Source organism: Nocardiopsis sp. CNZ308 (assembly GCF_004217075.1).
This window is the reverse complement of sequence record NZ_SHKJ01000001.1, coordinates 6,522,373-6,543,601: the sequence shown is the minus strand read 5'-3', so window position 1 is coordinate 6,543,601 and position 21,229 is coordinate 6,522,373. Positions and strand designations below refer to the sequence as shown.

Annotated in this window: 20 protein-coding genes; 5 read left to right on the top strand and 15 right to left on the bottom strand. The window is 74.0% G+C overall.

The window, feature by feature from the left end; genetic code table 11:
* Nucleotides 1-82 precede the first annotated feature (82 nt).
* The 3 genes from EV372_RS28180 to EV372_RS28165 form a co-directional block, all read right to left on the bottom strand.
* Nucleotides 83-499 carry a nuclear transport factor 2 family protein gene (locus EV372_RS28180; protein ID WP_130398564.1) on the bottom strand — a complete coding sequence of 139 codons (417 nt, stop codon included), beginning with the start codon at nt 497-499 and terminating at the stop codon, nt 83-85.
* Nucleotides 500-789: 290 nt separating this feature from the next.
* A complete protein-coding gene (locus EV372_RS28170) occupies nt 790-1,221 on the bottom strand; it encodes an Rrf2 family transcriptional regulator (protein WP_130398563.1) in 432 nt (143 codons plus the stop codon).
* A 167-nt stretch (nt 1,222-1,388) separates the two neighbouring features.
* Nucleotides 1,389-2,057, bottom strand: a complete 669-nt coding sequence (locus EV372_RS28165) for an SWIM zinc finger family protein (protein WP_130398562.1) — start codon at nt 2,055-2,057, stop codon at nt 1,389-1,391.
* Between the two features lie 226 nt (nt 2,058-2,283).
* Between EV372_RS28165 and EV372_RS28160 the strand changes: the two genes are divergently transcribed.
* Nucleotides 2,284-2,976 (top strand): DUF1028 domain-containing protein, encoded by a 693-nt coding sequence (locus EV372_RS28160; RefSeq protein WP_130398561.1) that lies wholly within the window; start codon nt 2,284-2,286, stop codon nt 2,974-2,976.
* Between the two features lie 98 nt (nt 2,977-3,074).
* On the opposite strand, the gene EV372_RS28155 is transcribed toward EV372_RS28160, so the two are convergent.
* The 5 genes from EV372_RS28155 to EV372_RS28135 form a co-directional block, all read right to left on the bottom strand.
* Nucleotides 3,075-3,962, bottom strand: a complete 888-nt coding sequence (locus EV372_RS28155; RefSeq protein WP_130398560.1) for an isocitrate lyase/PEP mutase family protein — start codon at nt 3,960-3,962, stop codon at nt 3,075-3,077.
* A gap of 91 nt (nt 3,963-4,053) precedes the next feature.
* On the bottom strand, nt 4,054-4,377 hold the full coding sequence (locus EV372_RS28150; protein WP_130398559.1) for an STAS domain-containing protein: 324 nt from the start codon (nt 4,375-4,377) through the stop codon (nt 4,054-4,056).
* On the bottom strand, nt 4,374-5,720 hold the full coding sequence (locus EV372_RS28145; protein ID WP_130398558.1) for a SpoIIE family protein phosphatase: 1,347 nt from the start codon (nt 5,718-5,720) through the stop codon (nt 4,374-4,376). The genes EV372_RS28150 and EV372_RS28145 overlap by 4 nt, the downstream gene beginning before the upstream one ends.
* Nucleotides 5,717-6,529 (bottom strand): alpha/beta fold hydrolase, encoded by an 813-nt coding sequence (locus tag EV372_RS28140; protein WP_130399163.1) that lies wholly within the window; start codon nt 6,527-6,529, stop codon nt 5,717-5,719. Before EV372_RS28140 ends, EV372_RS28145 begins: the two co-directional genes overlap by 4 nt.
* Nucleotides 6,530-6,727: 198 nt before the next feature.
* Complete coding sequence (locus tag EV372_RS28135) at nt 6,728-7,954, bottom strand: AI-2E family transporter (RefSeq protein WP_372497197.1); 1,227 nt, start codon at nt 7,952-7,954, stop codon at nt 6,728-6,730.
* Between the two features lie 148 nt (nt 7,955-8,102).
* Between EV372_RS28135 and EV372_RS28130 the strand changes: the two genes are divergently transcribed.
* Nucleotides 8,103-8,792: an SMI1/KNR4 family protein gene (locus EV372_RS28130; RefSeq protein ID WP_130398557.1), complete on the top strand. Its 690-nt coding sequence runs from the start codon at nt 8,103-8,105 to the stop codon at nt 8,790-8,792.
* A gap of 72 nt (nt 8,793-8,864) precedes the next feature.
* Here EV372_RS28130 and EV372_RS28125 read toward each other — a convergent pair whose 3' ends face one another.
* Together EV372_RS28125 and EV372_RS28120 are read right to left on the bottom strand one after the other, a co-directional pair.
* Complete coding sequence (locus EV372_RS28125; protein ID WP_130398556.1) at nt 8,865-9,359, bottom strand: hypothetical protein; 495 nt, start codon at nt 9,357-9,359, stop codon at nt 8,865-8,867.
* A 201-nt stretch (nt 9,360-9,560) separates the two neighbouring features.
* Complete coding sequence (locus EV372_RS28120; protein ID WP_130398555.1) at nt 9,561-10,529, bottom strand: NAD(P)-dependent alcohol dehydrogenase; 969 nt, start codon at nt 10,527-10,529, stop codon at nt 9,561-9,563.
* A 325-nt stretch (nt 10,530-10,854) separates the two neighbouring features.
* Between EV372_RS28120 and EV372_RS28115 the strand changes: the two genes are divergently transcribed.
* Nucleotides 10,855-12,120 (top strand): DUF5685 family protein, encoded by a 1,266-nt coding sequence (locus tag EV372_RS28115; protein WP_130398554.1) that lies wholly within the window; start codon nt 10,855-10,857, stop codon nt 12,118-12,120.
* Nucleotides 12,121-12,242: 122 nt separating this feature from the next.
* On the opposite strand, the gene EV372_RS28110 is transcribed toward EV372_RS28115, so the two are convergent.
* The 3 genes from EV372_RS28110 to EV372_RS28100 all read right to left on the bottom strand — a co-directional run bounded on the left by EV372_RS28110 (nt 12,243) and on the right by EV372_RS28100 (nt 13,925).
* Nucleotides 12,243-12,518: a hypothetical protein gene (locus EV372_RS28110; protein ID WP_130398553.1), complete on the bottom strand. Its 276-nt coding sequence runs from the start codon at nt 12,516-12,518 to the stop codon at nt 12,243-12,245.
* Nucleotides 12,519-12,677: 159 nt separating this feature from the next.
* The gene (locus tag EV372_RS28105) at nt 12,678-13,469 is read right to left on the bottom strand and encodes an SDR family oxidoreductase (RefSeq protein ID WP_130398552.1); all 792 of its coding nucleotides are present in this window, start codon (nt 13,467-13,469) and stop codon (nt 12,678-12,680) included.
* Between the two features lie 114 nt (nt 13,470-13,583).
* Nucleotides 13,584-13,925 carry a hypothetical protein gene (locus EV372_RS28100; RefSeq protein ID WP_130398551.1) on the bottom strand — a complete coding sequence of 114 codons (342 nt, stop codon included), beginning with the start codon at nt 13,923-13,925 and terminating at the stop codon, nt 13,584-13,586.
* Between the two features lie 255 nt (nt 13,926-14,180).
* On the opposite strand from EV372_RS28100, the gene EV372_RS28095 reads away from it, so the two are divergent.
* The gene (locus EV372_RS28095; protein WP_130398550.1) at nt 14,181-14,624 is read left to right on the top strand and encodes a hypothetical protein; all 444 of its coding nucleotides are present in this window, start codon (nt 14,181-14,183) and stop codon (nt 14,622-14,624) included.
* 90 nt (nt 14,625-14,714) lie between these two features.
* Here the strand turns inward: EV372_RS28095 and EV372_RS28090 are convergent, their stop codons facing one another.
* Nucleotides 14,715-14,930 (bottom strand): hypothetical protein, encoded by a 216-nt coding sequence (locus EV372_RS28090; RefSeq protein WP_130398549.1) that lies wholly within the window; start codon nt 14,928-14,930, stop codon nt 14,715-14,717.
* A gap of 192 nt (nt 14,931-15,122) precedes the next feature.
* Between EV372_RS28090 and EV372_RS28085 the strand changes: the two genes are divergently transcribed.
* Nucleotides 15,123-16,379, top strand: coding sequence for a tetratricopeptide repeat protein (locus tag EV372_RS28085; protein WP_130398548.1), 1,257 nt, complete (start codon nt 15,123-15,125; stop codon nt 16,377-16,379).
* Between the two features lie 49 nt (nt 16,380-16,428).
* On the opposite strand, the gene EV372_RS28080 is transcribed toward EV372_RS28085, so the two are convergent.
* Nucleotides 16,429-21,084, bottom strand: a complete 4,656-nt coding sequence (locus EV372_RS28080; protein ID WP_130398547.1) for a hypothetical protein — start codon at nt 21,082-21,084, stop codon at nt 16,429-16,431.
* Nucleotides 21,085-21,229 lie beyond the last annotated feature (145 nt).

The following is a 21,229-nucleotide window of genomic DNA, read 5'->3' as shown; positions in this document are numbered from 1 at the left end:
GGCTCAGGCACCGCCCACCGCCGCCATGGGGCCCTGGCCGCCATGGCGGCGGTGGGCCACCAGGCCCCTGAGCACCCTTCGCTCAGTCGGCGTTGAACGCCTTCTCGACGGTCAGCGTGTCCTCGTACAGGTGCATGCGGACGATCCGGTTGTCCTCGACCGTCAGGTGTATGGCCGCCGGTGTGGTGAACTCCTTCCCGGTGGCCGCGACGGTGTGCGTCCAGACCGCCAGCAGTACGACGTCACCACCGTCGACGATGACGCGCTCCAGCACGACCTCGCTCCTGCCGTGCACGAAGTGCGGCCACATCGTGGTGAAGTACGGCGCGACCTCCTCCCGGCGGGTACGGCGCCCGGCCCAGGACAACGTGTCACTGCCGGGGACGTACCAGTCGATCTCCTCGGCGAACAGTTCCTGGATGCCGGCGGGGTCCTGCCTGCCGAGGCGCTCCACGAACTTCTCGGCCACGGTCCGCGAGGTCTGAGTATCTGTTGCCATCGTCCTTGTCCTTTGTCTTTTCGTTCGTATGGGGCGTGCCGGTCGGGCCTCAGCCCTGGAACGGGAAGTGTTTGCCGCTCAGCGCTCCGCCGAGCGGCATGAGCGCCCCGCCTTCGCGCAGCGTGCCAAGATCGACCGGCGCGAACCCGGATTCGGTCAGTGGCCGTGTGAAGCGGTCCTGGCGTCCAGCTGTCACATGGAACTCTCCGATTTCCTGATGTAACAATTTTGGTTACATCGTTGGGCGGGGGACGCGACCCCCTTGCTCAGGGGAAGCCGGCGGTCCGAGGTCAGGCGGCTTTCAAGACGTCCCGCAGCACGTCCTCCAGCGTGGTCTTGGCCAGTTCTCCGCGCAGGGCCGCCTCCACGTCGTCGTACAGGGCGGTCATCACCGGCCCGATGCCGTGGCCCACGACGCACTCGGGGTCCGGCGTCGCGCGATGCAGGGCGAAGACCGGCCCTGGTTCGATCGCCTGGTAGACGTCGAGCAGGGTGATCGCCGCCAGGTCCCGCGCGAGCATCCAGCCCGCCCCCGCCCCCCGCCGTGAATCGGCCAGGCCGGCCTTGTTCAGCTTGGCCAGCAGGCGGCGGATCACCACCGGGTTGGTGTTGACGCTCGTCGCGATCTGCTCGGAGGTGGCGACCTCGTGTCCGCGCCGCTGATACAGCCCGATCCATGTCAGGGCGTGCGCCGCGATGGTCAGTCTGCTGTTGGCGCTCACGTCGGACTCCGCCTCCCCCACCCCTCGGTTCTAGTCGTAACCATAAGGGTTACAACCACATGCGGCAAATTCTGCGGGGCTGGCCGAACCGACCTCGTCAGCTCGCCCGGAGCGTGTGCGGAATGGTTTCGGGCGGCCAGCACCAGACACGGCGCAATCGTCCGCCCTTACGCGTGCAGGCGTTCCAACGCCGACAGGACCTCGCCGTCGGGGTCCTCCACCATCTCCTCCGCCTCACTGGTGAAGGAGAGCACCGCGTTGAACAACTCCATGGAGTCCTCGATCCGGCCGGAACGCTCCAGCTCCTGTACCGCGTCCACGGCGCTGTACACTGCCCGGGCGTACTCGGCCGCCTGTTCGCAGGGAACCGGTTCGGTGACGTGCAACGCGCCCTCGAACAGGGTCCGCAGCGCCTCGGAGTTCCCGACCGCCACCGCCGCCCGTGCCTCCAGGTCCAGGGTGAGCCCGGGGGAGCGGTCGGCCTCCTCCAGCAGCAGCTCCACCAACCGTTCGCGGTCCAGGGTGTGCAGGTAGGAGGCGACATCGGGTACGGAGGACGCGGTTCCGCCGTGCTCGCGTTCGTACAGGTGCACCAGCCCTACCGCGACCACGTGCTTGCAGCAGTTGCCCTCCTCGGCCCAGGGGCAGTCGCAGCGCCAGGAGAAGGCTCCCTCGGCGGTGAGCCGCACCCGGTAGCGCCGCTGTCCGCGGACGGTGGCGCGCACGGTCTTTGCGTCCCGGCGTAGCCCCGACATCCGTCCGAGGTAGTCCAGGCCCCGGTCGAAGGACTTCCGGCCAGCCAGTTCCAACAGCAGATCGCGGGAGAGCTCAGGCATGGGCCCAGTCAAGCAGAGCGGCACGGAAAGCGCCGGGGCGAAGTGGAAATCCCCGTTCGTCCGGGTCCCCGGTGCGGGCGAGGGCGTTCAGCGATGAGCTCCCGCACGGTAGCCTTCCCGTGGCCCGCACGAGCGCTCCGGCCCCGGCGGGAGCGCCCCATCGCGCTGAAGCCCCACCGCACCGGCCGGGCGTCCGATCCACCCGAACCTACGAGAGCGAGGCCGGTTGTACGCAGGCACCTTCTCCGTCGTCGCTTACGACGTCGCCACCGGAACGTGCGGTGTCGCGGTCAGCAGCCGCTTCCCGGCGATCGGCGCGCTGTCGGTGTTCGCGCACGCGGAGGCGGGGGCGGTCGCCACACAGGCGCTGATCAACCCGCTGCTGGGCGCGGACGCCCTGGAGCTGCTGCGGTCCCACCCGGCCGAGGAGGCGCTGCGCCGGGTCCTGGACGCCGACCCCGACGCCGACTCGCGACAGGTCGCCGTGGTCGACCGCGAGGGACGCGCCGCCGCGCACACCGGCGCGCAGGCGCACCCGTGGTGCGGCCACGGGGTGGGGGACGGGTACGCGGTGGCGGGAAACATCCTGACCGGCGCCGACACGCTCGACGCGATGGTCGAGCGGTTCGAGGCCGGTGCCGGGGAGCGGATGGACCGGCGGCTGCTGGGCGCCCTGGAGGCGGGGCAGGCGGCCGGTGGCGACAGGCGCGGCAGACAGAGCGCCGCGCTGTACGTGCACACCGGCCACCCCTATCCCCACCTGGACCTGAGGGTGGACGAGCACCCCGACCCGGTGGCCGAGCTGCGCCGGATCCACGGGGTCGCCGAGCGGGAGCTGCTGCCGTTCGTGGAGGCCATGCCCACGCGCGCGCACCCCGCGGGCCGCTTCGAGCGGTTGCTGGACACCGGCGACAGCTGAGCCCTCCACCGCGCCCCCGACCGCGAAGCCCCCGTCCTCGGGCATCCGCCTTCGGACGTGCCGCGTGACTCGCCGTGCGGAACGCGGCCCCGTGCGCCTCATCCCTCCGCGGAGCCCTGGTCGAACCGCCGCGCGAGGCCCTGGACCGCCCCGTAGCCGGGGATGCCCTCGGGGAGGGGAAGGCCCGACGCCACCGCCTCGGCCGCGGCGAGTGCTCCGTGCAGGGCGGCGCGGAAGAGCAGCGAACCGCAGCTCACACGCCGCACGCCCAGGTCCGCGAGGACCCGCGGCGGCGGGCCGTCGGGGGAGTGGAGGATGTTGAGCGGGACGTGCAGCGCGGCGGCCAGGGCCGCGATCTCCTCCTCGTCGCGCAGGCCGGGCACGAACACCCCGTCGGCACCGGCCTCCTCGTAGGCGGCGGCCCGGTCGGCGGTCTGTTCCGCGTGGCCGGGCAGCCAGCGGGTGTCGGTGCGCGCGTTGAGGAACAGCGTCGGCGCCGCCTCCCTGACCGCGCGGATCACCGCCCGCTGGTGTCCGGTGTCGGCGAGCCCGCCGTCAGCGAGGCCGTCCTCCAGGTTGATCCCGGCGATCCCGGTCCGCTCCAGTTCGGCGGCCAGCGCGGCGACCCGTGCCGGTGACGCGCTGAAGCCGCCCTCGACGTCCACGCTGACCGGCACGTCCAGCCGGGACAGGCCGCGGGCGAGCCGTAGCGTCTCCTCGCGCGCGAGCCCTCGGGCGTCGGGCAGCCCGGCCGCCGCGGCCACACCCAGGCTGGTGGTCCCCACGGCGCGGAACCCCGCGGCGGCCAGGGCGGCGGCCGACGCGTGGTCCCAGGCGTTGGGCAGCAGCAGGGGAGCGCCCCGCAGGTGCAGGGCACGGAACCGCTCGCCGGGGCTCTCCGGCTCTGCCGGGAGGTCGGCGCCGGGGCGCGGAGGCGGGCGGTCGCGGTCGGCGGATCCGCTGCCGGGTGCTGTTCGGGAAGCCATACGGCGACGCTAGGGCCGCGTCGTTTCGGTCGCCGCCGAAGCGACGGGACGGCACCGGCCGAACCCTGTCGGCCGCAGGGCCCGCCGCGGGTCAGGCGGTGCCGGGGTGGATGGTGAAGACCCGGTTCAGACCGACCATGGTCATGATGCGCAGGGTGTTGGCGGGGACGGAGAACAGGACCATGTCGGCCCCTGCGGCCAGGACGTGCTGACGGGCGGCCAGCAGGGCGCTGATACCGCTGGAGTCGCAGAAGTCCAGGCCGGACAGGTCGATGGACAGGCACTGGCCGGAGTCCAGGGCCAGGAGCCGGACCTCGTGGCGCAGGGTCGCGGCGTGGTCGTAGTCCAGCGAACCGGTCACGTCCAGGACGGGACCCGTCGCGCTGTCTCGGCGGGTGACGGTCAGGGTACTCATCGTGGACCGCTCATCGTGTGGTGTCCGGTTCCGGACGGGGCGGTGGAGGGCGGGGCGGGGACGCCGAGCGCGAGGATGGCGGTGTCGTCCTCCAGGCCCTCGCCGAAACCCTCCAGCAGTTCGGTCAGCGCGCTGACGACGCCGCGGGCCGTGGAGGGGGCGTGCCGCGCGGCGAAGGAGAGCAGGGCCTCCTCGCCGTACATCGTTTCGGGCCCGGCACCGGTGCGGGCCTCGGTCAGGCCGTCGGTGTAGAGCACGAAGGTGTCGCCGGGGGCGAGGGTGGTCTCGACGGTGGCGAAGTGGGCGTCGGGCAGCACGCCGACGAGCATCCCGCCGGAGGCGAACAGGAACTCGGCCCGGCCGTCCCCGCGCAGGGCCAGCGCCGGAGGGTGGCCGCCGAAGGCCAGGCGGGCACGGACGTACCCGGCGTCGCCGTCGGGTTCGAGGACGCCGAAGACGGCGGTGCAGTAACGGGGGTCGCCGTTGTCGGCGTAGCGCTCCAGGAGGGCGGTGTTCAGCGTGCCCAGGGCGTCCGCGGGTTCGGAGGAGTGCAGGGCGGTGGTGCGCAGGACGTATCGGGCCTGGGAGGTCAGGGTCGCGGCCTCGGGCCCCTTGCCGCTCACGTCGCCGAGGAAGAACGCCCAGCGCCCGTCACCGAGCGGGAAGAGGTCGTAGAAGTCGCCGCCCAGCCGGTAGGGGGAGGCGGTGTGGTAGTAGGCGGCGGCCTCCATGCCCGGAACGTCGGGCAGGGTGTCGGGCAGCAGGGCCCTTTGGAGGATGACGAGCGCCTCCCCCAGACGCGCCCGGTCCGCCTCGGCCCGCCGGTGCGCCTCCTCTGCCTCCTCACGGGCCCGTTCGGCCTCGGCGCGGGCCTGCTCCGCCTCCCTGCGGCGGCGCAGCAGCTCCTCCTCGTAGGAGCGGCGGTCGGTGGCGTCGAAGACGGTGGTGCGGACCAGCAGCGGCTGTCCCCCGCCGTCGCGCTTGACGGTGGAGGAGACCAGCACGGGAAGGCGGCCGCCGTCGGCCGCCCGCATCTCCAGGGCGATGCCGTTGACCTCGCCCCGCAGGTGCAGCAGGGGCGCGAAGTGCGTCTCGTGGTAGAGCCTGCCGCCCACGGTGAGCAGGTCGGTGAAGCGCATGCGGCCCACCACGGCGGCGCGCTCCAGACCGAGCCACCTCAGCAGCGTCGCGTTGATCCTGGCGACCGTGCCGTCCATGAGCGTGGACAGGTAGCCGCACGGCGCGGACTCGTAGAGTTCCTCGGCGCTGTCCTCCAGCAGTGCGCTGAGGGCCGCGTCGGTGGCGGAGCCGTTGCCGAGCGGAGGCCCGGTCTCCCCGCTCATCCGGCGCCCCGGAGGGACTCCAGGAACTCCAGCAGCGCCGCCGCGGTGGCCCGCGGCGCGCTCAGCTGCGGGCAGTGGCCGGTGGCGTCCAGGGTGACCAGCGTGGAGGAGGGGATAGCGGCGTGGATGAAGGCGCCCACCTCGGGCGGGGCGATGGCGTCCTGGGCGCACTCCAGGACCAGGGTGGGGACCTCCACGCCCTCGAGGTCCTCGCGGTTGTCGGACAGGAAGGTGGTGCGGGCGAAGACCCGGGCGATGTCGGGGTCGGTGGCGCAGAAGCTGGTGGTCAGCTCCTGTCCCAGTTCGGGCCGCTCGGGGTTGCCCATGATCACCGGTGCCATCGCCGACGACCAGCCCAGGTAGTTCGACTCCAGCGAGGCCAGCAGTTCGTCGATGTCGGCCGCGGTGAAGCCGCCGCGGTAGCCCTCGTCGTCGATGTAGCGGGGGGAGGGGGTCACCATCGCCAGCGCCCGGATCCGCTCCGGCAGCGCCCGCGAGGCCAGGACGCCGACCATGGCGCTGACCGAGTGCCCCACGAACACCGCCCGCTCCAGGTGGAGGGCCTCGCAGACCTCCACCACGTCCCGGGCGTAGCCCTCCAGGGAGGAGTACCTGTCCTCGCTCCAGGCGGAGGCGTCCGACCCTCCGGAACCGACGTAGTCGAACAGCACCACCCGGTACCGCTCGGCCAGGGCCGGGACGACCAGGCGCCACAGGTTCTGGTCACAGCCGAACCCGTGGGCCAGCACGACCGTCGGCCCGTCGGCCGCACCGGTGACGGTGACGTTGTTCCTGCGCAGGATGTCCATGTCGACCGCTCTTTTCCTCACGTCGGCCCGCACCAGAACGGTACTCGATCCCACGGGGTGTTTCTGGTGCCGAAACGGACGTGTCCGTCATCTCCTCAGACGGCGCGGACCGGGGCGGTCGGGTCGGAGTGCTCCCCGTTTCCCCCGGGTTTGCGGATCACGGCCCCGCGTCGGCCCGCACGGCCGGGGAAGGGGCGGTCACGGCCCCTCCCCGCCCTCCCGCTCCCGCGGACCGGGGGGAGGCGCGTCGCCCCCGTCGTCCTCGGACGCCGGGGCCGCCGGGGACGGGGACGGTTTCTCGCCCTTCCCGTCCTCCTCGGCGTCGGAGAGCAGGGGGTGCTCGGCGACCGCGTAGCGCCGGATGTAGGTCCCCAGGAACGCCTGCATGCTCGCACCCATCGGCAGCGCGAGCAGCGCGCCGGGCGCCCCCAGGATGGCAACGCCCGCCAGGACCGAGCCGAACGCCACCGCCGGGTGCATGTCCAGGGTCTTGGCGGTGATGCGCGGCTGGAGCAGGTAGTTCTCGAACTGCTGGTACACGACGATGAACACCAGCACCCACACGGCGGGCCAGATGCCCTCCATCAGCGCCACGAGCACCGGGACCACCCCGCCGATGTAGGTGCCCACGGTGGGGATGAACTGCGACAGCACGCCCACCCACAGCGCCAGGGCGAACGCGAAGGGGATGTCCAGCGCGACCAGCGCCACGTAGTGCGCGGCCGAGCAGACCAGGGCCAGCAGCGCCCGGGAGTAGAGGTAGCCGCCCGTCTTGGCGATCGCGATCTCCCAGGCCCGCAGCACCTCGCGCTGGGTGCGCGGCGGCAGGACCGAGCAGATCACACGGCGGAAGCGCGGGCCGTCGGCGCACAGGTAGAAGGTGAAGAGCGCGATCGTCAGCGCGTTGAACAGCAGCGCCAGGACGGTCGTCCCCGCGCCCCAGACGTTGTTGGCGATACCGGAGGCGTACTGCTCGACCAACCCGCTGACGCTGGAGATCTCGTTGAGCAGGGTGGTGGGGGAGTAGGAGGTGTCGAACGTGGTGTTGACCCAGTCCAGCGCGGCGCGGATCATCGCGGGGATCTCGGAGACGAAGGCCAGGATCTGGCCGACCAGCATCGACCCGAGCATGCTGAGGAACACCACGGTCAGCGCCAGCACCATGAGCATCACCAGCCCGGTGGCGGGCCCGCGCGGCCAGCGGTGCCGGTGGAGCCAGTTGACCGCGGGTTCCAGCGCCAGCGCGAGGAACAGCGAGATCAGCAGCAGCATGATGAGGCTCTGCAACCGGACGAACAGCCACAGGGCGAGGCCGAACGCGGTGACCAGCCACAGGGCCAGCAGCATGGCCCGGGGGAGCCAGCGCGGCATGCCGCCGCCGCGGTCGGGGCGCGCGGACCCGGGCGGTGTGGTGCTCGTGTGCAAGCCGGTTCTTCCTCACTGTGTGCGGCCGCGGGACGGGGCTCCCGCGGCGTGCCGGGACGGTTGCGGCCCCACCGGACGATAGCGCCTCCCGGCCGCCCCTCCGTCCCGTCGCCGCCGCACTGTCGGCGGGGCTTCCTACGATGCCGCCATGGACACGAGTACGGATGTGTGGGCCGGAGTCCGCGAACGGGTGCGGGAACTGGCGCGGGCGCCCGGTGCCCGGGAGGTCTTCGGCGCCGGTTCCCACCGCTTCGAACTGCTGGAACCGCTGACGCCGGAGGAACTGGCCGAGGCGGAGGGGCAGTGGGGCGCACGCCTGCCCACGGGGTACCGGGAGTTCCTGCTCAGGGTGGGCGCCGGCGGAGCGGGGCCCGCCCACGGTCTCTTCCCCCTGGCCAGGGGGGCGGACGGCCGGTGGCGGTGGCACGGCGACGGCGCGGACCTGGCCGCCCCGGCGCGGCTGGCGGAGCCGTTCCCGGCCGCCGGTCCCGGCCCGGAGACCCTGGCGGCCCTGCGGGCCGGGGAGCCCGTCGAGGAGGACTTCGGGGACGCCGAGGAGTTCGACCGTGTCTACGAGGCCTGGGACGCGCGTATGGCGGACCTGCTGTGGGCCGAGGAGCGTACCGTCGGCGCGCTGTGCCTGTGCCATCTGGGCTGCGCGCTGCGGCAGTGGCTGGTCGTGACCGGCCCCGAGGCCGGGCGGATGTGGAGCGACGGCCGTGTCGACGATGAGGACCTCAAGCCGCTCACCGGCGGGGACGGAGCACCCCTGACCTTCACGGGCTGGTACCTGGGGTGGCTGGAGGAGGCCTCCCGCGCCGCGGGGGTCCGGCCCTGACGGAGGCCCGGTGCGCCGCCCGTCCTCACGGGCGGCGCTCTCCCCGGGCGGGGCCGGGCGCCGCCGACCGCCTCAGACGGGCGGGGCCGTGCCGGAGGGCGGCGGCGTCCTGGGCATCGGCGGGACCGGCCGGTCGCGCCGGGCGCTGCGCCCGACCTCCCTCGGTTCGCGGCCCTCGGCGGCGCAGCTCAGGATCTCCCTCGCGGCGAGCCGTCCCGCCTCCTGGAAACTCCGGACGTTGGAGTCGGTCCAGTGCCACAGGGCGTCGCGCAGCACGATCCGGGCGGCGAAGGCGGGGCGGCCGTCCTCCCGTTCCCGCCACGTCTCGCGCGCGGCCTCGGCGAATGCCTCGACGAACTCCCGGGGGAGCGGTTCCCCGGTGTACCGGCAGGTCGGGGGAAGGTCGTCGACGAACGCGAAGTCCCCGGCGGCCTCCTCCGGCAGGGGCTCGGCGTCCACCCAGACCATGGCGAAGTACCCGGGGCACGCGGTCTGCATGATGTGGCGGACGAAGACGCCGGTGATCGGTCGCGGCAGCGGGGGCGGACGCTCGTGGTCGGTGGGCACGTGCTTCTCCTGACGACGGGGACCACAGTGTCCCCCGCGCGGCCGCTCCGCACCACCTGTTTTCCGGGCGTGGTCGGCGTGCCCCGCGCCTTCGCGGGGGGTGCGGCGTGCACGCCGGTGCGCCGGGAAGGTGGTGGGCGTGCCGCCCGCGCGGACGGGCGACACGCTCGCGGACCGCCGAACCGGTCGCGGGCGCCGGTCTCAGGCCCGCGGTTCGACCACGCGCACCACCACCTTGCCCCGGATCCCTCCGGCCTCCAGCGCCCGGTGGGCCTCGGCGATCTGGGCCAGGGGAAGGACCCTGTCCACGACGGGGCGCACGGCTCCGGACTCGGTCAGGCGGGTCAGCTCGGCGAACAGCTCGTGTCCGGGGTCGCCTCTGAACGCGCGGATCCGGCGCGGACCGAAGACGGCCGAGGCCCCGACGTAGGAGAGCGACGCGAGCACGCGCTTGGTGTCGAAGGTGATCGTGACCATGCGCCCGTTCCTGGTCAGCCGCCTGCGGTAGGCGCCCATTCCGGTCCCCACCGTGTCCAGGACGACGTCGAACGGCGGCAGGTCCTCCGGTTCGGTGCTGGTGTAGTCGAAGGCCTCGTCGGCGCCCAGCTCCCGCACGAGGTCGAGGTTCCCGGCCCCGGCCAGCGCGGTGACGTGGGCGCCGTAGGCCCGGCCGAGCTGGACGGCGACGCTGCCCACCCCGCCGCTCGCGCCCCGCACCAGCAGCCGCTCACCCGGGGCGAGGCGGGCCTTGTCCCGCAGCGCGGTGACGGCCGTCGTGCCGACGCCGGGCAGGGCCGCGGCCTCGACCAGGCCGGTTCCGGCCGGTGCCGGGGCCAGCTGCCGGGGCGCGACGGCCACGAACTCGGCCGCGCTGCCGAACGTTCTGGGCAGCGCGCCCCACACCCGGTCCCCCGGCGCGTACTCGGAGACGCCGGAACCCGTCTCGACCACCTCGCCCGCGAAGTCGATCCCGGTCCGCTTCGGAAAGCCCCTCCCGGCCAGCCCGGTCACCGGGCGCACCCTGCCCGCACGGCCCAGCAGCTCGCCGCCGTTCACGCTGGCGGCGTGCACGCGCACCAGCACCTCTCCCGGACCGGTGCCGGGCTTGGCGACCGTGCCCTCGTACAGCACCTCCGGGCCGCCGTACCGGTCGTACAGGGCCGCGCGCATCTGACTCACTGTTCTGGTCCCCCTCGTCAGCCGCCGCACGTCGGGTCCGTGCGGGGTCCTCGTCGTGCACGCTACGGCCTAAACGGAGACAATCCTCCACTTGTGGCCGATGTGAGAGACAGTGCCGTCCATTCGTCTCGGATCGCCCCGCCGCACGGGCACCGACCCCGGCGGCCGGAGTCCGGCCGCGCGAACGGGAGCGTGGCACCGAAGCCGTGCGGAAGGAGTCCGAACGGCCGGAACCTCCCGCGCGGAGCGGGCATCGAACCCCGGTGTTCAGCACAGTCCGCCACCGCCGTGGCGTCGGAAGACGAGGTGTCAGCACGTGTTCGGAATCCTGCGTCCCTGTCGGCACACGTTGTCCGAGGGGCTGGCCGAGGAGTGGATGTCGCACATGTGCGGGCTGTGCCTGGCACTGCGCGACGACCACGGCCAGGCGTCCCGGATCGCCACCAACTACGACGGCCTGGTGGTGTCGGTCCTGGCCTCGGCGCAGTCCGAGGCGTGCGCGGGCACGCGCCGGGCGGGCCGCTGCCCCCTGCGCGGCATGCGCGGGGCCGAGGTCGCCGACGGCTCCGGCGCGCGCCTGGCGGCGGCGGTGTCGCTGATGCTGGCCTCGGCCAAGATCGCCGACCACATCGAGGACGGAGACGGCCCCTACGCCCGCCGCGGCGTGCGCGCGCTCGCCGGACGGGTGGCCGAGCGCTGGCGGCGCGACGCGCGTGAGGCGGGCGCCGGGCTCGGGTTCGACGGCGCGGGGCTGGTCGCGGTGGTCGACCGGCAGCGTGAGGCCGAGTCCTCGGCGGGACCGGGCACCGACGTCCTGACGGTGACCCGGCCGACCGAGGAGGCCACCGGCGAGGCGTTCGCGCACACCGCCGTCCTGGCGGGACGGCCCGCCAACGCCGGACCCCTGCGCGAGGCGGGACGCCTGTTCGGCCGCGTCGCCCACCTGCTGGACGCGGTGGAGGACCGCGAGGAGGACGGGCGCAAGGGCGCCTGGAACCCGCTCACGGCCACCGGCACCGGGCTCGGCCGGGCCCGTGAACTGTGCGACGACGCCGTCCTGGGCGTGCGGCTGGCGTTGGAGGAGGCCGAGTTCGTCGACGACCGTCTGGTCCGCGCGCTGTTGGTGGTGGAGCTGCGCCGGGCCGTCGACCGCGTCTTCGCCCACGGCGGGTATCCGCACCAGGGTCAGCACCACAACCACCAGCACCACTACCACCAGCAGCCGCCCCACCAGTGGGGAGAGGACGGGAGCGGGGCCCACGGCGGGCACGGGGGCGGTCACCACGGCGGAGGGCACGGGGGCGGCTCCGGCGGTGAGGGTTCCGGTTCGGGTGGGGCGCGGAAGAAGAGCGGCTGCTGCGACTCCTGTTCGTGCGACACCCCCGAGCTCCGGCACCCGCCCAAGCCGAGGGGCGTCCTGGCGGGTTGCGCGGTGGCGCTGTTCATGTGCGGAACATGCCAGTTCTGCTGCCGCGACCCCCACCCCGGGCCGTGGTCGGGCAAACCGCGGAGCTCCTGGTGTGAGGCCTGCGAGTGCTGCAACTGCTGTCATTGCTGTGAGTGCTGCAACTGCTGCGACTGACGTTCAGGCCGTGCGGGGCGTGGCTCCTCCGGCCGGGCGCGCCACCGGACGGGGAACGGCAGGCCGGGGCGGCCTCCTCGGGGCGCGGGCCTCAGGACGCGGGGGCGGCCTCCCCGGCCCCTTCAGTCGTCCCACTCCTCCTGACGGGCCCGCTCCCACCGCTCCAGGGCCTCCCGCTCCCGGGTGAGGCGCTTTTGCACCGTGGCGATCTCGGGGCCGAGGACGGTGTTCCTGAAACCCCAGTCGATCTCCTCGGCGGTCAGCAGCTCGATGCTGTCCGCCGCCCAGCGGCGGCCGGGGACGGCGCCGGGGTTGCAGCGCAGGGTCCAGCCGGGGTTTCTCCGCTGGAACTCCTGGAGCACGGCGTCGAAGGTGCGGGGTTCGGTGTGTTCGGGCATGGCCTCACCTGGGGGCGATCCGGGAACCGTGCTGCGGAAGCGGGTCGTGCGGCTGGCACCCAGCACACTAGACCCGCGCCGCCTCCCCGTCAGGTGTTTCGCGGAATTCGTTCGCGGGAGTGGAGGCCCCGCGGGGGCTTCCCGTCCCGGCCGCGCCGGTCAGCGCAGGTACGAGGCGCCGTTGACGTCCAGGACGGCGCCGGAGGACCACACGGCCTCGGGCGAGGCCAGGTAGCGCACGGCCGCGGCGACCTCCTCGGGGGAGGCCACGCGCCCGAAGGGGCTGTCGGCGCGCACCCGGTCGGTGAGGCGGTCGGCCACGCGTTCGGTCTCCACGAACCCGGGCGCCACGGAGGCCACGGTGATGCCGTGCGGGGCCAGGGCGACGGCCAGCGACTGGCCCAGGGAGTGCAGGGCGGCCTTGCTCGCGCCGTAGGCCGGGTGGCCGGGCTCGCCCCGGTAGGCGCCCCGCGACCCGACGTTGACGATGCGGCCGCGCACCCCGTGGTCGATCATGTGCCGTGCGGCCAGGTAGCTGGTGTTGGCGGCGCCGAACACGTTCACGTCCATGGTGGTCCGCCACGCCCGCTGCCACTGTTCGTAGGAGGTCGTGGCCAGGGGGTGGGCGGTGTTGACCGCGGCGTTGTTGACCAGGACGTCGAGCCCGCCCAGGCGGGCGCCCGCCCGCTCGACCAGGTCGGCGGCCGCGTCGGGGGCGGCGATGTCGGCCCGCAGGAGGACGTGCCCCTCGCCGGGGAGCCCGGCCAGGGTGGCCTCGGCCTCGGTGCGGCGGGTCGCGTAGTGCACGGCGACCCGGTCGCCCAGCTCCGCGAACGCGGTGGCCACGGCCCGGCCGATGCCCCGGGCGGCACCGGTGACCAGGACGGCGCGGCCCGCCCGGCCCTCTCCGGGGTCGTGGCGGCCGGGCTGGGAGAGGTCATCCGATGGCATGCGGGGCACTCTAACCCCTCGCCCGGCCGTGCGCGGACTCCGGGGCCTGGAGCCCGCGGCCCCGGGGCCGTACCGGGCGCACCCGACGGCGCCCGCACCCCCGGCGAGGCCCGGTCAGACGCCGAGCAGACTGCCCAGCCACTCTTGGGGAGCCGCACGGTAGATCCTCTCGGAGTGCTCCCGTCGGTCGGCCCCGGCCGGGATCGGGAACACCATGAACAGGGAGCCCTGGTCGACGATGACCTGCGCGTTCTTGATCGTCGGATGGGGGAAGCGCGTGTCGGAGGGGCGCCCGAACACCGCCGAGCCGTGGTGGGCCCACGACAGCGCTTCCTCGTAGGTCGGATGTGTGGCCTGGAAACCACGCCACCTCAGCGCCCCGGCCTCGCGGTCCTCCCCCTCCGTGATCGCCCTGACCTCCAGAATTCCCCAGACCTCGCGCTTCTCACTACTCACAGCCCGGACCCCTCTCCATTCGCGCCGAACGAGCCGAAGGAGAACGTGATCGCCTCAGGGCCCTGTCCACCGGTTACCAGAAAAGCCGCCGTACCAATGGCTTCGATGCCGTTCTACTGTGCCGCGCTGTTCCTGTCACGCCGAATCCTGAGTCGCACCGTGGCCGCTTCCGGACACCTGGTCCGGTTCTCCCCTGTGCGGGGAAACGCCACGACATGATGTGTCGTCATATCGGCGAGTGCGAGGAGGGGGCCGGTGCCACCGGAGATCATGGCGGCGCACCGCGTGCTGTTGGACTGCCTGTTTCGCGGCGGGCGCATCGAGGACCACCGGGCGGACGTCGAGACGGCGGGTGCGGCCTTTGTTGGAGTTTTGTCCGCTTTCTTTAGAAATGTTATGGAGTACGCGTTCACCGGCCACGAACCGGGCATCCAGGTACGCGAATACCTCGAGGACCTCAAGCGCTGCTACCCCTCCGCCCTGGACTCGCTGGAACCGGTCCGCATGGCGGTGTTCGTCCTGGAGCAGATCGGACCCGAAGCACCGCCCCCGGGGCAGTCCTACCTGTTGACGGGGCCGAACCTGGTCAGCGACATGGCGAGGCTCGCCCTCTACACCGCGAAGCAGGAGGGTCTGGCGGAGGAGAGGTTGGAGAGGTACCTCTTCGGCGCCACCGCACGGTACATGCAGGGGATGTGACGGGGCCGACCGCGTCGTCATCGGGCCACCCGGGCCCTGGTGGACCCGGGCTCCTCGGGCGCCGTCGGCGCCCGAGGAGCCCACCGGCGCCTACGGGCGCGGTTCCTCGTCGCCGCGGTGACGGTGCGGGGGGCGCAGCAGGCCCAGGACCTGACGGGCGCGGCGCCGGCGGCGGGTGTCGCGGGACCACACCGCCGGCACGATGACCAGGACCACGAGCAGCAGGAGCGGCCAGCTGTCGGCCGTCCCCAGGAGTGCGACCGTCAGGTCCACGACGGCCGTGTCGGAAGCGGCGAGCAGGGGCATCGGGTTCCTCCACCAGGGGGTGAGCGAATCGGGACGCGATCAGCTTGAACCGGGCCCGGGGCGGTATTGACAAGGCAGTACAGGAGCGGCCAAGAGCTGACAATCATTGACAGCGGAAGACGCCGTGAGGCCTCTGGTGGCAGGATGTCTGACGGTTTCTGTCACAGACCGCACCGATCCGGAAGGACTGGCGTGCCCCGGCCCTGGAAGCGTCCCGATCTGCCCCCGGGTGGGCTCGACGAGCTCAACCGTGCGCTGCATGAGCTGCACCACCGGGCCGGCTGGCCTTCCTCCCGGCAGATCCAGCGCGCCCTGGACGCCAAGGGGGTGCCCATGTCCCACACCAAGGTCCATGAGACCCTCACCAAGCCGGACCTGCCGCCCAAGGGCGCGGTCGAGATGATCACCGAGGTCCTGGCGGAGGCGATCCGCGGCGCCGACGCCGACACCGAGGTCGAGCGCCTCCTGGGCCTGTGGCAGGACGCCTCCCACGGCACCCTGTCCTCTTCTTCCGCGACACCCGGCCGACCCCGGGCCGAAGCACCGTCCCCGCCCCCGGCGCTCCAGCCTCCGCCCGGCGGCGAACAGGGCGGGGACGAGCAGCCCCACGAGTGGGGCGACGTACCCCGGGAGTGGCGGGAAAGGGCCGAGGCCGGTGAACCCGACGCCATGGTCAGCATCGGCCTCAGATTCGAGGTCCGGGGCGAGAAGGACAAGGCGGAGCCCTGGTACCGCCGTGCCGTCGCCGCGGGCAGTACCCAGGCCATGAACAACCTCGGGAGTCTGTTGGAGGACCGGGGCGAGCCGGGGGAGGCCGAGGGGTGGTTCCGCCGCGCCGCCGAGGACGGTCACACCGACGCCATGAACAACCTCGGGAGCTTGCTGGAGGACCGGGGCGAGGCGGACGAGGCCGAGGGGTGGTTCCGCCGCGCCGCCGAGGACGGTCACACCGACGCCATGAACAACCTCGGTGCCCTGCTGCGGGGACAGGGTGAGCTGGACGAGGCCGAGGGGTGGTTCCGCCGCGCCGCCGAGGACGGACACCTCCAGGCCATGAACGACCTCGGCGTCCTGTTGCGGGGACGGGGGCAGCTCGACGAAGCCGAGTCCTGGTTCCGCAACGCCGCCGGTAAGAACGGCAGCGCGCACGCCATGTACAACCTCGGGTCCCTGCTGGAGGACCGGGGCGAGCTCGGCGGGGCCGATGTGTGGTACCGGCGCGCTGCCAAGAAGGGCAACACCCAGGCCATGTACAACCTCGCGTTCCTGCTTCACAGGGAGGGGGACAAGGACGAGGCCGAGACCTGGTACCGCCGTGCCGCAGAGTTCGGCCACACCGCCGCCATGTACAACCTCGGCGTGCTGCTTCAGGGGCGGGGCAGGCCCAACGAGGCCCAGGGGTGGTGGCATCGGGCGCTGGCCGCGACGGGTCGGCGCCGCGGGCGCTGAATCCGGGGCTGCCCGGCGACCTCGCCACGGGCCCGGGCCGGACCCGCCCTCACGCCAGGCCGCGCTCCCTCCAGGCCCGGGAGAACATCTCGTGCGCGGGCGCCACGGGCCACACCCCGTTGAGGGGCCCCTCGATCTGCCCGTCGATCCTGGCCCGGGCCAGATGGGAGCCGAGCTTGGCCGTCTCCAGGGGCAGGTGCGGGGCCTTGAGCTCGGTCCAGCCGCCGGGGACGAAGAGCGTCCGCCCGGCCCGCGAACGCCTGCCCTGCTCGACCGCGCCGGTCTCCAGGAGGCGGGCGGCGGTCCTCTTGTGGTGCGCGGGCGCCCAGCCGTTCCACCGGCGCACGTTGCGGTCGGTGGGCCGGGACAGGGTCAGCAGTTGCAGGTACAGCGCCGCCGCGTCGGCGTCCGCGTCCAGTTCGCCCGCGACCTCCTCCACCAGGTCCGGGACGCTCAGGCGCGGGTCGGCCTCGAAACCGCCCGCCGGAACCGGGGTGTCGGACGCGCGCGCGGCCGTGCGGGCCAGCCCGCCGTACAGCGCCGCCGCCCGGCGGACCTCCCGGGCGGCGTCGTGCAGGTCCAGCCCGGCCAGCGCCTCCACCGTGCGCTCCACGGCGGCGGCGTCGAACAGCCCCGCGGTCAGCAGCACGGGCACGACCGGGCGGTCCATCCTGGGCTCGTGGAGGACGAGAACGCCGTCGCCGTGCATCGGCCACGCGGCGGAGCCGGGTTCGAGGGCGCGCTCGGGCCCGACCCGGACGGGGACGGCCCCGGTCCGCTCCGCCCACGCCCGGACCGCGGGGGCGGGCACGTCGCAGGACAGCGGAACGTACGACCCGGGGCGGCGCAGCCCCGCCGAGAGGCGCGCGTGCAGTTGGGCCGCGCCCGCGGCGGCGGGATGGCCCACCGGCAGCTGGAGCGCGGCCCAGGAGAGCACGGTGGCCGGGTCGCGCAAGGGCAGGGCGAGGGCGCCGACACCGTGGATCCTCTCCCTGGTGTCATCGCGACGGACCTCCAGGCTCCCCCAGGAGTTCTGGACCAGGTGGCGGGGCTGGTCGGCGGCGGCGTGGCCCTCCCCGGAGGGGTCGGCGAGCAGGCCGGTCCAGAAGGGGGCCATGGCCAGGTCCGCCGCGAACAGGTCCGGCACCTCGGCCTCGGCCTTCGCGGCGGCCAGTTCGGCCCTGGTCGGCTGGGCCCCGAGGACCTCGACCCACACCCGGGCCATGCGCTCGGCCGCGGCGGCGGTGCCGCCGGGCCCCCACAGGCCGGCCGGGTCGTCGGGCACGGCCGCCACGAGCATGCGGCGGCGCTGCTCTGTGCTCAGACTCGCGCCCGTCCTCTGGTACTCCGCGCGGGCGGCGCCCTTCTCCGGCGCGGCCTTGGATCGGCCGAACTCCCCGGACAGGACGAACTCGGCGGTGGCCCTCGCGACCCGTGTGGTCGCGCGGAAGGCCGCGACCGCCTCGGGGCCGAACACCACCGGGCCCCGCTGGTCGAGGAGTTCCAGGAAGCGGTGCAGCCGGGCGGCCTCGTCGCGTTCGATCCGCACCGGGTCCTGCTCCTCGGCGCCCTCCGGCACGGGTGCCGACCCCGCGCGCACGTAGACATAGCGCCGGTCCGGCAGGTAGCGCCCCGACCAGTGCCGCGCCGCCCTGCCGTGCCCGCGCGGCAGGGGGGAGGGCGGTTCGACGATGACGGCGCGTCCGGAGGCCAGCAGGGGCGCGAGCGAGGCGCCGGTGGCCAGGCCCCGCACCCACACCGTCCCCCGTTCGACGAAGGGCTGCTCGGCCCACACGCGCAGCAGTGCCACCAGCGCCCCGCGCTCGCGGGGGCCCGCGCCGCCGGTGGCCAGACGCCACAGGACCGCGTCGGTGCGGCCGAGCAGGGGGTCCCAGCGCGCGGGTGCGCCGGGCGGGCTCAGCCTGCGGACGTGCTCGTCGATGCCCCCGCGCAGTCGTGCGCCGTCGGCGGTCAGGGCGGTGACCGTGGCCGCCAGGTCGCGGGAGGAGGAGTGGAACGCCGTCTCCGGGGAGTCGAACAGTCCCGCCAGCGCCTTCTCCAGGTCCGCGTCGGTGGCCTCGGCGACGGGACCTGTCAGCGCGCCGGCGCGCACGAGCGCGGTGCGCCGGGACGCCTCCTCGCGGCGCAGGCGCAGTTCGGCGGCCCACAGCACCGCCCACACCACACCGCCCGTGCCGTCGAGCAGAGCTTCGTCGGTGACCTCGGGCAGCAGGCGGGACAGGGCCTCGCGCACGGCGGCCGCGCGGGCGGGCGAGGTCCGGGCCGAGGAGGCGAGCAGGGACTCGGGGGACGAGGGGTCCTCGGCGCCGGGCGCGTGCAGGGCCGCCTCGATGAGCTGGCGCGCGGTGGCCTCGTCCACCCGGCGCAGGGCGCGTGAGGCGGCCGGGTCGCGCGGGGACAGGAAGTGCCAGAAGGCGGGCGGCGGCATCAGGGGGACCAGGCCGTTGTCCTCGTGGTTCCTCAGCCGGGCCTTGGGGTAGGCCCAGGTCTCCCAGATCAGGGAGTGGTCGTCGGCGTCCCGGCACTGGACCACCGTGTGGCCCGCCTTCCAGCGGTAGGCCAACAGCCCTCCGGCGGTACCGCCGGGCATGCGCAGTACGCCCCAGTACCTGAGGTCGAGGTGGGCGGGGAGCCGGGCGCGCCGTCCGTCGGTGCCCTCCAGCGCCCGCTGGGCCTTCCTGTCCCCCTCCGCGCCGGGGCCGGTCCAGACGACGCGGAAGCCCGCGAGCCCGTCCGCCGAACCCAGCGGGGAGCCGTCCACCCCCTCCGGCAGGCCGACCAGGTGCAGGCGCGTGTCCAGGTAGTCGGCGTCATCGAGCCGGGGGTCCGGGGTGAGGAAGTCGGGGCGGGTGTGGTCTCCGCTGACGCCGGTGGCCGCGTCCACCTCCGGAAAGCCGCTGTCGCCCTCGCCGGTGTTCGACCAGACGCGCGTGCCGTCGCCCAGGTGGTCGCCGACTCGGGCGACGCCCCTGCGGTCCCCGGGGCGCAGGACGCCGTCCTGGTCGTAGCGGCCCCCGTCCGGGGAGGCCAGGACGAGGCCGAGGTCGTAGCAGTGGGCGGTGCCGTAGTCGAAGAGGGCCGGGGAGGAGGCCGTGTCGAACACGTCCTCGGGCGCCGAGCACCACAGCGCCCGCTGCGAACGCCGGCCGTCGCTCCTCCCACTGGTGGTCCAGGCCACCTGGAAGTCCCCGCCCACGAAGTGCACGGTGTGCTCGTCGGCGTCCTCGGGCAGGGCGAAGACGCAGGATCCGCGCCTTTCCCGGTGGTCCACGGCCACCGCCGCGTCCCTGCCGTAGACGGTCAGCACCGGCCAGGTGGAGGTCATGCCCCGTACGCCGCCGTCGCGGGCGCCGATCTCGGCCACGGCCTCCTCGAAGGCCCGCCACCCGTACTCGCCGGGCACCCCGAACCGGAGGGTGCGGGCGAGCGGCGCGGCCAGGTCGAGCCCGTCCAGGATCTCCTCGACCTCGTCCAGGTTCCGCATGACCTCGTGGGAGAGGCAGGCGTCGAGTTCGGTGAGCCCCCTGCCCGCCGACTCCAGCAGACCGCCCCGGACCCGTTCGACCTCGGCGTTCATCTGCTCCAGGAAACGCGGGTGCGGCCTCGTCCCGCCTTCGGTGTTCTGGGGCCCGCGCAGGGGGCGCCCGACCCCCGCGGGCAGGTCCACCCCGATGCCGTGGGACTCACAGGCCCTCACCAGCTCGCCGTCCACGCGGCCGTGCCGGTACCGGCCCTCGTAGAGGCGCACGGGGGCCTTCTCCTCGCGGACGCGCGGGGCGATGCGCTCCAGCAGCGCGTACAGCTCCCCGGGCATCCGCTGCCTGGTCACGCCCTGGCCCACCCACCGGTAGCCGTACATGAAGAAGTAGCGCGACAGCCAGGCGCCGTAACCGCCCTCCGGGCGCAGGCGCCCCTGAGCCATGTCCTCGGCGACGCCGGTGGTCTCCAGGAGGCGCAGCCACGGGGAGCCGTCGGTGACCGAGGCGGGGAAGAGGACGGCCAGGCCTGGCCGGTCCTCCTCGGACGGCGGTGCCTTGGCGAAGACCCGGTCCGCCGCCTCCAGCACGCTCACCGGGACGTCGCGCCCTCCGGAGGCGGCCAGCACCCGGCCCAGGGCCCGCGCCTCCTCGGCCGCCCCCAGCCCCGCCGCCCCGGCCGAGGCGCGCAACCCGGAGGGCAGCCCGGCGGGGACCGGCGCGCCACCGGCCGTCCAGGAGTCCAGGAAGCGCAGGAACTCCCGGTGCGCCTCCCGCGGCGGCAGGAGTGCGGCGAGCCTGGCGCGGTGGGCGCCCAGCTCCTTGGCGGCGAGGGCGCCGTGCCGGGCGAAGAGCAGGGCGTTCTCCACCGTGTGGTGGGGGTCGAGGGGGAGCGCGTGTGCGGCCTCCGCCTCGCGCGCCCGGGTGAAGGCCGACCCCGCGCGCTTCCTGTCCGGTCCGGCCAGGCGGTGGCCGACCGTGTCCCAGAACCAGGGCAGGTACGCCTCGGGCAGGTCGGAGGAGGCGAAGCGGTCCGCCAGGTCGGACATGAGCCGTCCCCGGGCGCGGTGGCGCAGGGCCAGCCGCGCCCCGACCGCGTCGAGGAGGTCGAGGGCCTGCTGCCGGAGGCCGGGATCCTGGGCCCGGGCCCGGTCCAGCAGGAGCGTCGAGGAGGAGGGGTCCGCCGGGAGGGGGAGGGGAAGGGGCATGTGCGGCAGTATTCCAGCGGTCGCGGACAGTCGTGGGTCCGCGAGGCGGGGCCGCGTCCGGCGGGGCGCCGGACCGCCCGCCGCCACCGGTGCGGGGAGCGCCCGTCGCCGGGTGGACCCCTCGCCCCCGGCCCCCGGCCCCCGG

Bases quoted from the DNA above. Each gene is read 5' to 3' on its own strand.
- EV372_RS28180 (WP_130398564.1), bottom strand. From the start codon at position 499: ATGGCAACAGATACTCAGACCTCGCGGACCGTGGCCGAGAAGTTCGTG.
- EV372_RS28165 (WP_130398562.1), bottom strand. From the start codon at position 2,057: ATGCCTGAGCTCTCCCGCGATCTGCTGTTGGAACTGGCTGGCCGGAAG.
- EV372_RS28155 (WP_130398560.1), bottom strand. From the start codon at position 3,962: ATGGCTTCCCGAACAGCACCCGGCAGCGGATCCGCCGACCGCGACCGC.
- EV372_RS28150 (WP_130398559.1), bottom strand. From the start codon at position 4,377: ATGAGTACCCTGACCGTCACCCGCCGAGACAGCGCGACGGGTCCCGTC.
- EV372_RS28145 (WP_130398558.1), bottom strand. From the start codon at position 5,720: ATGAGCGGGGAGACCGGGCCTCCGCTCGGCAACGGCTCCGCCACCGAC.
- EV372_RS28140 (WP_130399163.1), bottom strand. From the start codon at position 6,529: ATGGACATCCTGCGCAGGAACAACGTCACCGTCACCGGTGCGGCCGAC.
- EV372_RS28130 (WP_130398557.1), top strand. From the start codon at position 8,103: ATGGACACGAGTACGGATGTGTGGGCCGGAGTCCGCGAACGGGTGCGG.
- EV372_RS28120 (WP_130398555.1), bottom strand. From the start codon at position 10,529: ATGCGCGCGGCCCTGTACGACCGGTACGGCGGCCCGGAGGTGCTGTAC.
- EV372_RS28110 (WP_130398553.1), bottom strand. From the start codon at position 12,518: ATGCCCGAACACACCGAACCCCGCACCTTCGACGCCGTGCTCCAGGAG.
- EV372_RS28105 (WP_130398552.1), bottom strand. From the start codon at position 13,469: ATGCCATCGGATGACCTCTCCCAGCCCGGCCGCCACGACCCCGGAGAG.
- EV372_RS28090 (WP_130398549.1), bottom strand. From the start codon at position 14,930: ATGCCCCTGCTCGCCGCTTCCGACACGGCCGTCGTGGACCTGACGGTC.
- EV372_RS28080 (WP_130398547.1), bottom strand. From the start codon at position 21,084: ATGCCCCTTCCCCTCCCCCTCCCGGCGGACCCCTCCTCCTCGACGCTC.